Source organism: Bacillus cereus group sp. BfR-BA-01355 (assembly GCF_022663675.1).
GTDB lineage: Bacteria > Bacillota > Bacilli > Bacillales > Bacillaceae_G > Bacillus_A > Bacillus_A thuringiensis_S.
The window spans coordinates 1-10423 of record NZ_JAKUFY010000150.1; the positions used below are offsets into that span (position 1 = coordinate 1).

The following is a 10423-nucleotide window of genomic DNA, read 5'->3' on the forward strand; positions in this document are numbered from 1 at the left end:
AAAAGAGGAAACTGGATTACTTGTTTCGAATTTAACTTTTAAAGGATTAGATGAATATGTAAATCCGAAAGGTAATGTTCGGTACATGGTATTTAACTACTGGACAGACTCATTTGAAGGTGAACTTCTTTTAAACCCTCCTGAGGGCGAATTATTATGGATACCAATCGATACAGCACTACATCTTCCTATGCAAGATTGGTTTAAAGAGAGATTCCCATTATTTTTTGAAACAGGCACTTTTGAAATTCAACGTGTTTGGGATAATGAGCTAAATAAACAAATTTCTATGACAATTACCCATACATAAAAAAAGCTTGGAAACCTGTCCAAGCCTTTCTTACTACTAAGTAATTTTTTCAATCTTATAATGAATATGTAAAAATTTAAGTCCAAATATCCACATGCTATGATGAGCTGTTAACATTTTATCCTTATCCTCTGTAATGACGAAAGTCTCTGCTAACGGTAAACGGATTGTTAAGAACCGAGTATGTAAATAAATACCCTCATCTCCCTGACCATTTTCTCTTAACTTACTAGTAATGATTAAATCATGACTATCATTATATATTTTCAAAATACCAGTCATATTCGAATAAGGTAAAGGTAAGGCGATATTCATATATGTCTCATTCTTATTTGTATGCTTTGAATAAAGAGCTACAAAAATAGATTCACCTGCTTCATTTTTCCTTAGCCAAGCCCTTACATTCTCTCTTCCATCTTTCTCATCTATTACATTAATGATAGAGCCATGCATCGTTTCCCAATTGCCGCCCATCCCTAAATGTATTTGTCCCACACGCTTACTCATTTTCTCATAACAAAATGCAAATGGGCGGAACCAACGAGCCCATTTAATATTTGATTGCAACTCATACTCTGTTGTATTTTCATAAAAACGAATAATACTTAAAGGTACCTTCGTCACGTCAAATGACTCACTATGAAAATCAGTTATTTGATCAACTAAACCGTTGTATTCCTTACTGCCTACTAAATTGCCGCTATATAAAAAAGCCTCACCAATTGCCACACTTCCTCTTAATTTACTCATTGGTTTCCCATAGTATTTATAATTCGGAACACTCTTTTCGATCATCCAGCCGACAAATGCCGGTAACGCTACTCCAATTCCATTGACAACACCATGAATCCAAACCATTTGAGCAATTGTAATCGTCATTACATGCTTCAAATTCCCGTATGAGTATATAAGTGAGAACATAATTGTAACCATGAGTGTACTAGACGAAACGATTAGAAGAATCTTTGCACTGATAGCATTAAATTTTGCTCTCCAAACGTAAAATCCATACCCATAAATCGCACATAAATATAGAAACACTGCAAAAAATTCAAATATTCTCGAGTATGTAATTCCTATTGCGACTGTCATAGGTGAAATCATGATGATAAACATAATAACATCATATACTTTACTTCTCTTTTCTCTTTTTCTCCCTATTAAACCAGCTGATAATGGCAATAGAAACGCCGAATAATGAAAATGTGCAGCTGTGAGTAAAACAATGTCAGAGCTAAACTGCATAATTGAAAGTTTTGCTACTGAAGCAAAAAACCAAAAACCACCTAAAAACAAATAAATAAACGCACTATCTATGGCGGTCTCTTCTAACGGCTTCCATCCTCTTTCTAGCAATCTACTTACACCAAATAACGCAACAATTCCTGTATATACAAACCAAACTAGCGCAAATACATAGTGATTTGTGACGAAAGCTAGCATTGCACAAATTGCTGCAATTGGATATAAAAACGATACGAATTTATAAAATAATAAATACGATCCATCTCTTTTTCTTTTATCAATAATACAAAGTGACATTGGTATAAATAATAAAACAGATAATAATATAATTGCTTCAACAGGATTTATATTCGACCGCTCACATAATAGAAAAACAACATAACCAGCAAGCCCAAATATTATATTTTTCATATCGTTTATTTCCTTTCCACAAATGTTCCCTTATATGAAAAAAGCGAGCCAATTAACGGGTTTCGTACTTGTACATGAATTCGAAAACACTGTAGTGTTGCATCATAACTTTCAACAATTTTTGCTTCACCATACAAGAATTTTGGCAACGGAATTTTTCTTCCAAACATATAAAACCATTGTTTCTTTGAAGCAATATGCATTGCCCCTAACTCATCGATATGAAAATGTAGTGTAGAAACGAGTAAATGTGGTTCGCCAAAATAATCTACAATTTCATTTTCGTTTTCATCCAATTGCATAACTGCGTTAAAATATCTTTTCTTATTATGAAAATAAAAAGTACGGTTCCACCTTACTAATTCTTGTCCATATTCATCTCGCTCAGCTATGTTTTGTATCGTAAATGGAATTTCCTCTCCTCGTTCCGAGAAAAACATTCGAAACTTCGATGCAATTTTCAATATAAATTTCACGAAAAAAGAGCCACCGTAAATTTCATCCATCTTTCCTTCCCCTGTAAAACTATTCTCTTCTGTAATGGCATAACGCTTCTGCAATTCAGGATGAAGATTTTTATAGGTATCCCCTAATAATCGTTCATACATATTAGCCATACACTTATCCCTTTCTCGCCCTCTTGCAATTTTTCGCGCTTGGTAAATCGAAACTATTTATATAACCGACAATTGATAACCCCATTAGAAGAACATTTAATGTAATCGGATTAAACGGCCCTGTAAAGCTTGCGATATTCGTAAATCCTGCCGCTAACGTTAAAACTAGTAATACAATAATATGCAGTATAAATAATTTTCGTTTTGTTATTGGCAACAGCCATACGACACCGAAAATTATTTCTAACACCCCAATTATTTTAAGTATATATACACTACTTTCATTTGAACCAATTAATACAGAAAGCATCTTTACTTCTTCTGAATGAGTAAACAGTAGTTTCGGCACTATCCCTTGATATATCCATACAAAAGCAAATAAAAAGCATACGAGCCAATACGTCATTGTTCTTCTAATTAGTAACCTAGGATGAAGCCCCTTTTCTAACCATAATTTTAAGGCATCAAAACTCCAAGCGGTCGCCCAACCTAATAACGGACGAAAAATATAGGAATCTATTACATTTCCTATACGACCAAATCTTGTATCATAATCATATTGTGTCTCAAAATGGATGTATTCTTTATTCGGCGTATACTTCCAATAACCACGTCCTATTTGAATAAGAGATAATGTATTATCCGTCCAAAATTTTAAAGAGGAAATTCTTTCACCAGTTTCTTTTCTTATTTCACCTATTGATTCCCCTTCTCCAGCTATTTCAAGCCCAAATCCAATCTTTGTTTTATACAAAAACTTCTGTGGTTCTCCTTCTTTTTTCTCTAAATACGAAATTTCAGTAAAGCGAGCATCCCACTCTGTATGTATATCTGGTTCTTGCGTATATCTCCATAATTTTTCCATCGTCGTGTTCATTTTTGTCGCAACATAAATAGGCTGTTTCCTTTTCATTCTCCCACCTCCTATGCACTATAAGTTTAATGTACATGCAATGAATTTATTTTGCTACATTTTTCACAAACTTTTCTGGAAAAAGAAAGAATTTTTAAAATATATGTAAAACACTTGATTCCCCGAAAAATTTAAATTATTATAAAACAAATGTTACCAATAACTTCATAAATCAAACACTCTCGCCTAAAACGTGAGATAGAGGTTGCGATACTTATGAGTATTCTAATGGAGACACAGAGATGTCTATGAACTTAGATGAAAGGAAGTATTGCCGAAATTGATAAATTTCTCTGCATTTATCAATTGGGGCTGTTTTCGAATAGAAACAGAACTGTCATATGTACAGACGTGTACGTATGAAGAGCTATCTACAAAAAAGAGATATCATTTTTTATGATATTCCTTTTTTGGCGGTTTTTTTATTAGCTCCGTTTTCTGTTTCCCTTTTCCTGTAACAGCACCATCCTCACTTATTTGAGATGGTGTTTTTTGTTTGTCTTTCTGGTAACTACAGGAGTATTGGGATTTATATATTTCCTAATCTATTCTTAAAAATAGACGAAAGAAGGAATTTGCAATGGAAACAATTGTTCAAAAATTTGGTGGCACTTCTGTCGGAAGCGTCGAACGCATTCAACATGTAGCAAATTTAATTATTGAAGAATATGAACGAGGTCATAGCGTTGTCTCTGTCGTTTCAGCAATGGGAAAAAGTACGGATCAACTTGTCGCACTCGCTAACGCTATTACAGAAAATCCAAGTAAACGTGAAATGGATATGCTTCTATCTACAGGAGAACAAGTAACTATTTCATTATTAACAATGGCACTGCAAGCAAAAGGCTATCATGCAATTTCATTAACAGGATGGCAAGCTGGTATTACGACAGAATCTGTACATAGTAGTGCACGGATTACTGACATTCATACAAATCGTATTCAATCTTATCTTGCTGAAGGCACGATTGTTATCGTAGCTGGTTTCCAAGGTATAAGTGTAGAAAATGAAATTACAACGCTTGGCCGTGGTGGTTCTGATACGACTGCTGTCGCACTAGCCGCTGCACTTAAAGCAAAAAAATGTGATATTTATACGGATGTGACAGGCGTATATACGACGGACCCACGAGTTGTAAAAGATGCTTACAAATTAGATGAAATTTCTTATGACGAAATGTTAGAGCTTGCTAATCTCGGTGCTGGCGTATTACACCCGCGCGCTGTTGAGTTTGCTAAAAATCATAACGTAGTTTTAGAAGTTCGCTCAAGTATGGAACAAGAAAACGGAACAATTGTAAAAGGAGAATGTAACATGGAACAACAATCAATCGTTAAAGGTATTGCATTTGAGGATAACATTACACGTGTCACAATTAAAGGACTAGAACAAGGCTCGCTTTCAACAGTTTTCTCTACATTAGCAGCAGCACACATTAATGTAGATATCATCATTCAAAGTATTACAAATGAAGGAACTGTACATCTCTCCTTCTCCATCCACTCGAATGATTTAAGAGAAACTTTAAAAGTTTTGGAACAAAATCAAGAAACTCTTCACTACGAATCTGTAGAACATGAAAATCACTTAGCAAAAGTATCAATCGTAGGATCTGGCATGGTATCTAACCCTGGTGTCGCTGCAAATATGTTCACTACTTTAAAAGAAGAAAATATTCATATTAAAATGGTAAGTACATCAGAAATTAAAGTGTCTGTCGTTATTGACCGCCTTCATTTAGTAACAGGTGTTGAGGCGTTGCATCAATCATTTATGGCGAAAATTGAGCCTTTAGTGCAAATGAGCTAATTTGATATTTTCAGTAACGCTTATAAAAAAATCATATTAACCTACTTCCTTCCTATTAAATAAAATGCTGTTCGTTAACAAGATGCTATATGACATATAAAAAAAACACCTTGTCACCTTTTCATATACTATGACAAGGTGTTTTTGACTGAAAGGAATTTGTAACTACTTAGTAGTATAATTATGAGGATGATTAAATAATAAACTTTTATACATAAGGAGATAAGACTATGGCAAAAAACAAATTACTACGAATGGACAATGTCAGCATCGTTGTAGAATCCCTTGATAACGCAATCTCTTTCTTCGAGGAGATTGGCTTGAACCTCGAAGGGCGAGCCACTGTCGAAGGTGAATGGGCTGGTCGCGTAACTGGACTCGGCTCTCAGTGCGTAGAGATTGCTATGATGGTCACTCCAGATGGCCACAGCCGAATTGAACTTTCGCGATTTCTCACCCCACCTACTATATCAGATCACCGAAATACTCCTGTAAACGCCCTCGGTTATCTACGCGTCATGTTCACCGTTGAAGACATTGACGAAATGGTATCCAGACTCACTAAGCATGGTGCAGAGCTCGTTGGCGAAGTAGTTCAATACGAGAACTCGTATCGTCTCTGCTACATTCGTGGAGTCGAAGGAATTTTAATCGGTTTAGCGGAAGAGCTCGGTAATAAATAAGCCAGTGACGTTTTATAAAAAAGAGGGAATAGCTCTATATTTAAGCTATTCCCTCACTTCTATTAAAACAGATGAATGTTTTCTTTTTTACAAGCTGCACGTAAATCGTCAGGCCATACAGAAGATTGAACTTCACCGATATGTGCTTTACGTAAGAAGTACATGCACATTCTTGATTGTCCAATGCCACCGCCGATTGTTAATGGTAGTACGTCTTCTAATATACCTTTATGGAAATCATACTCACGTTTGAAGTCTTCACCAGTTTTCGTTAACTGCTCATCAAGTGATTTACTATCAACACGAATTCCCATTGATGATAATTCAAATGAAGATTGTAGTACTGGGTGCCAGAATAAAATATCACCGTTTAATTTCCAATCGTCATAATCAGCTGCGCGTCCGTCGTGCTTTTCACCTGAACGAAGTGCATCACCAATTCCGATAATAAAGACTGCACCGTGTTCTTTCGCAATTGCATGTTCACGATCTTTCGGTGTTAATTCTGGATATTTATCTTCTAGTTCTTGAGAAGTAATGAAAACAATCTCTTCTGGTAAATACTTTCCAAGGAACGGATATTTTTCAAATAAGTGATCTTCTAAATCTTTGAATATTCCATAAATTGTTTGTACTGTTTTTTGTAAGTAATCGACAGTACGCCATTCTTTTTGAACGATTTTTTCCCAATCCCATTGGTCAACGTAAATGGAATGCGTTGCATCAAGTTCTTCATCACGACGAATCGCGTTCATGTTTGTATATAAACCTTCACCAGCTTCGTATCCGTATTCATGTAATGCAAATCGTTTCCATTTCGCTAGTGAATGAACAATTTCTAATTCTTCTCCTGAATGTAACATATCAAATTCAATTGGGCGTTCTACACCGTTCAGGTGATCGTTTAATCCTGATTTTTTCGTTACGAATAATGGTGCAGATACGCGGAATAGTTCAAGGCGTTTTGCTAATTGGTCCTCGAAAAATGTTTTAACTTCCTTAATTGCGATTTGAGTCTCTCTTACTGTCATTAATGATTGATACATGGTGGTTTCCTCCTAAAATGTTTGGATGTTGTGAAAAGAAGCCAACAAAAAAAGCCCTTCTTTCCCAAAAAACTGGGACGAAAGGCTTTGGTTCCGCGGTACCACCCAAATTAGCAACAGAGGTTGCTCACTTATACAGTACGGAGATGAAATATCTCGATACTGTTCTTCTTGTAACGGCGAAGTTCCCGGCTAAGTCTACTTTCCTATAAAGGATTTCGGTTAGCAACTCCAGGAGGTTCTTCATAATAGGCTTCGTATCAGGCTCACACCACCCCTGACTCGCTTAAACTACGTCCTACTACTACTCGTCCTTTCATAGTCGTTTTGTTGTCACATCTCTGAAACATTTTATTAATGATTATTCTATACAAAAAATAAAGAAAGTCAACAAAAAGTTTTAAAATGTTTTTCAATTCTTTATTTTACGGCTTTATTGATTGTTGTTAATTTAACATCTTTACTTTTTCTGCCTCGTCAATCCAAAAAATGTTTCACTGATCGAAACTAACGTATACACAACAATTAATGTGATCGTTCGGAATATAGAATCCGCAGTATTTCTTATTATTTTCATTTTCTTTATAATTCCTTTCAGTTTACTTGCAATTTCATGATATACTATAGCATTCAAGCAGTTTATTTTTACTTAAAGTAATCATAGTCATTTATAAAGAGTATTTTCTAAATCATTGACTATTATCAAATAAGATTTTTATATAACGGAGTGATCATATGAGTAAAACGAAAGCAAAACCGAAAAAAGGTGTAGGACAAGGTACAGGAAGTAAAGGATGGAACCGTTGGCAATCAAGTGCAAAGAAAAAGGCAGCTGCCAAACCATACAAAAGTAAAGGTACAAAGAAGTAATTTAAATAACATTTGATTTCTTTACTTTGTACAAAACAAAATATAATTATTACAACAAAAAAGCTATGCCCTCATAAATTTGAAGGCATAGCTTTTTTATATTAAATCATTAAAATATCTCGAATTTCTTCCTCTGTGATTGAGGACAATTTCTCTTCTCCCGGCTCAATCACTTCAGCGATTAAATTTTTCTTACTTTCTTGCAGTTCATGCATTTTCTCCTCAATTGTTCCCTGAGCTACTAGCTTTATAACTTGCACTGTATTTTTTTGTCCCATTCGATACGCTCTATCGGCCGCTTGTTGTTCAACAGCTGGATTCCACCATAAATCATATAATATTACTGTATCTGCACCAGTTAAATTAAGTCCGGTACCACCAGCTTTTAAAGAAATGAGAAATAGCTCTCCTTCTCCTTCGTTAAACCGATCGCACAGCTCTACACGTTCCTGCGCTGGTGTACTCCCGTCTAAATAAAAGTATGGAATTGCTTGTCGATTTAACTCACGACCAATAATAGAAAGCATCTTCGTAAATTGAGAAAAAATTAATATTCTCTTCCCTGTACTTCTACATTCCTCTAGAATCTCTAACAGTTGTTCAAATTTAGCTGAACTTCCTTTGTAATCATCAACAAATAAAGCGGGATGACAACAAATTTGTCGCAATCTCGTTAAACCAGCTAAAATTCTAATTTTATTTTTACGTAACGTGTCTTTGTCTAAATGCTTTAACGTTTCTTCCCTTAACTTCGCTAAATAAGCAGCATAGAGACTCTTTTGATCGGGTAATAACTCCGATGATTGTAAGTGCTCTATTTTCTCTGGCAACTCATTTAATACGTCCCCTTTTAACCGTCTTAATACGAATGGTTTCACTCGCTTCGCTATATCTTCACGCCTTAAATCACCGAACTCTTTTCTTCCTGGTAATAATTCCGGGAAAACGACATGGAAGATAGACCATAGCTCTTCTAATGAATTTTCTACAGGTGTCCCCGTTAGTCCGAAACGGTATTCAGCTTGAATTGTTTTCACAGCTCTTGCCGTTTGTGTTGTAGGGTTTTTAAACGCCTGTGCTTCATCAAGAAATAGTGTATGAAATGGTCTTGCATATAATCTTATATCTCTTCTCAGTAATGGATATGACGTAATTATGACATCAAATTCCGCTATATCTTTCAAAATCTTCCGGCGCTCTGCTTGGTTTCCATCTGCAATAACCGCTCTAATATGCGGGGCGAATTTTTTCAATTCACTAAACCAATTATAAACAAGAGATGATGGTGAAACGACTAATATAGGCAGCTTCTTTTCTCGAATCTCAGGCAAAACAGAATCTATAAAAGCAATGCTTTGCAACGTTTTTCCAAGTCCCATATCATCTGCCAAAATACCGCCAAAACGGTAATAAGCAAGTGTTTTCATCCATTCGAACCCATATACTTGATACTTTCTCATTTCTGCATTTAAAGTATTTGGCACAGCAAACTTTAATTTTTTCGGATTTTGAATGTTTTCTACTAACTCTTGAACAGAATCATCCACACTTAAAACATTGCCTTCATGAAGTCCATTCATCCATTTTACACTCCGAATAAGCGGAACATTTACCTCTTCTCCATGTAAAAATTCTTTCCGAATACCTGATTCTTTTATAAACTGATTAATTTCATTAAACTCTTTACTCTCTAGCGATAAAAAAGAACCGTTCGCCAATCGATAATATTTACGTTTCTCTTCAAGAGCCGCTAATACACCTTTAATTTCTGCTTCTGGTATTCCTTTTATATCAAAACGAAATGACAACCAATCAATTCTTTCTTTTCTTCTCACTCTAATAAGAGGAACTACATCCCCTTTACTAATTCGCAATTTAATTGCTGTCGTCGCATAAATATCAACTAAACCTTTTAATGTTGGCACGACGTGATATAAAAAGTTATACTCAGCTTCTTCATTATGCATAAAGTAACCGCCTTCTGTTTTTGCAAAGGCACTTTCACTCATAATGTCTAAAATCTCTTTTTCCTTTTTCTCATCACGATTAAAAACAGACGGCTGTCCATCCTCTTCTAGCGGATTAATCATGACGTTCCCATAGTGAAATTCAAGACCTGCTAATAAGCGATTTTTCACGCGGTCTAAATACAATTTCGCTTTTAGCGAAGGTGTTTCAACACGATCCGATATTACTTCATCAATGTGTACAGTTCCGAGCTTCATTAATCCTGGTACAACTTTCCCGACGAAATGTTCCATCTTACTTTCTGGAATATAAAACTGATTACTATTTGAACGACTTATCATCTTTTGTAATTCAATAAGTCGCATACAATCTTCAATGTGTAAGTGATATAATTTCCCATCGTAAAGTGCATTGTTATACATATCCATAACTCGTACACGATTTAGACCATCTATATGAAGTGTAAATCCGCCATTATTTCCCTTTGTAAATTCAAAGTGTAACGGCAACAAACCTTTTGAAACTTGTAATCCCTGAAACAGTTGTTCAT

9 protein-coding genes, 1 riboswitch and 1 other annotated feature are annotated in these 10423 nt (G+C 35.2%); of the genes, 4 read left to right on the plus strand and 5 right to left on the minus strand.

Features of this window, described 5'->3' with window-relative positions; genetic code table 11:
* Positions 1-310, plus strand: a 310-nt coding sequence (locus tag MR167_RS28630; RefSeq protein WP_481746712.1) for an NUDIX hydrolase, incomplete at its 5' end; no start/stop codon positions are given.
* A 36-nt stretch (positions 311-346) separates the two neighbouring features.
* Here the strand turns inward: MR167_RS28630 and MR167_RS28635 are convergent.
* Genes MR167_RS28635 through MR167_RS28645 form a run of 3 tightly spaced genes read right to left on the minus strand, consistent with a single transcriptional unit; the run spans position 347 to position 3496 of the window.
* The gene (locus MR167_RS28635; RefSeq protein WP_000789397.1) at positions 347-1966 is read right to left on the minus strand and encodes a YndJ family protein; all 1620 of its coding nucleotides are present in this window, start codon (positions 1964-1966) and stop codon (positions 347-349) included.
* Between the two features lie 5 nt (positions 1967-1971).
* A complete protein-coding gene (locus MR167_RS28640; RefSeq protein ID WP_000002648.1) occupies positions 1972-2583 on the minus strand; it encodes a DUF4166 domain-containing protein in 612 nt (203 codons plus the stop codon).
* 4 nt (positions 2584-2587) lie between these two features.
* Positions 2588-3496, minus strand: coding sequence for a DoxX-like family protein (locus MR167_RS28645; protein WP_242316054.1), 909 nt, complete (start codon positions 3494-3496; stop codon positions 2588-2590).
* Positions 3497-3687: 191 nt separating this feature from the next.
* Positions 3688-3874, plus strand: a riboswitch (Lysine riboswitch).
* A 202-nt stretch (positions 3875-4076) separates the two neighbouring features.
* Between MR167_RS28645 and MR167_RS28650 the strand changes: the two genes are divergently transcribed.
* A complete protein-coding gene (locus MR167_RS28650) occupies positions 4077-5306 on the plus strand; it encodes an aspartate kinase (RefSeq protein WP_242316056.1) in 1230 nt (409 codons plus the stop codon).
* A 230-nt stretch (positions 5307-5536) separates the two neighbouring features.
* Positions 5537-5989, plus strand: coding sequence for a VOC family protein (locus tag MR167_RS28655; protein ID WP_001107266.1), 453 nt, complete (start codon positions 5537-5539; stop codon positions 5987-5989).
* 62 nt (positions 5990-6051) lie between these two features.
* Here the strand turns inward: MR167_RS28655 and asnA are convergent, their stop codons facing one another.
* The gene (gene asnA, locus MR167_RS28660) at positions 6052-7035 is read right to left on the minus strand and encodes an aspartate--ammonia ligase (protein ID WP_000284912.1); all 984 of its coding nucleotides are present in this window, start codon (positions 7033-7035) and stop codon (positions 6052-6054) included.
* A 70-nt stretch (positions 7036-7105) separates the two neighbouring features.
* Positions 7106-7364, minus strand: a binding site (T-box leader).
* Between the two features lie 406 nt (positions 7365-7770).
* Here asnA and MR167_RS28665 point away from each other — a divergent pair.
* A complete protein-coding gene (locus tag MR167_RS28665) occupies positions 7771-7905 on the plus strand; it encodes a DUF3934 domain-containing protein (RefSeq protein WP_000047588.1) in 135 nt (44 codons plus the stop codon).
* Positions 7906-8006: 101 nt separating this feature from the next.
* Here the strand turns inward: MR167_RS28665 and MR167_RS28670 are convergent.
* Positions 8007-10423 (minus strand): DEAD/DEAH box helicase (locus MR167_RS28670; protein ID WP_242316058.1); only part of this gene is annotated, 2417 nt, incomplete at its 5' end.

Excerpts from the sequence above, each read along its gene's own strand:
- MR167_RS28635 (WP_000789397.1), bottom strand. The coding sequence starts at position 1,966 with ATGAAAAATATAATATTTGGGCTTGCTGGTTATGTTGTTTTTCTATTA.
- MR167_RS28640 (WP_000002648.1), bottom strand. The coding sequence starts at position 2,583 with ATGGCTAATATGTATGAACGATTATTAGGGGATACCTATAAAAATCTT.
- MR167_RS28645 (WP_242316054.1), bottom strand. The coding sequence starts at position 3,496 with ATGAAAAGGAAACAGCCTATTTATGTTGCGACAAAAATGAACACGACG.
- MR167_RS28650 (WP_242316056.1), top strand. The coding sequence starts at position 4,077 with ATGGAAACAATTGTTCAAAAATTTGGTGGCACTTCTGTCGGAAGCGTC.
- MR167_RS28655 (WP_001107266.1), top strand. The coding sequence starts at position 5,537 with ATGGCAAAAAACAAATTACTACGAATGGACAATGTCAGCATCGTTGTA.
- asnA (WP_000284912.1), bottom strand. The coding sequence starts at position 7,035 with ATGTATCAATCATTAATGACAGTAAGAGAGACTCAAATCGCAATTAAG.
- MR167_RS28665 (WP_000047588.1), top strand. The coding sequence starts at position 7,771 with ATGAGTAAAACGAAAGCAAAACCGAAAAAAGGTGTAGGACAAGGTACA.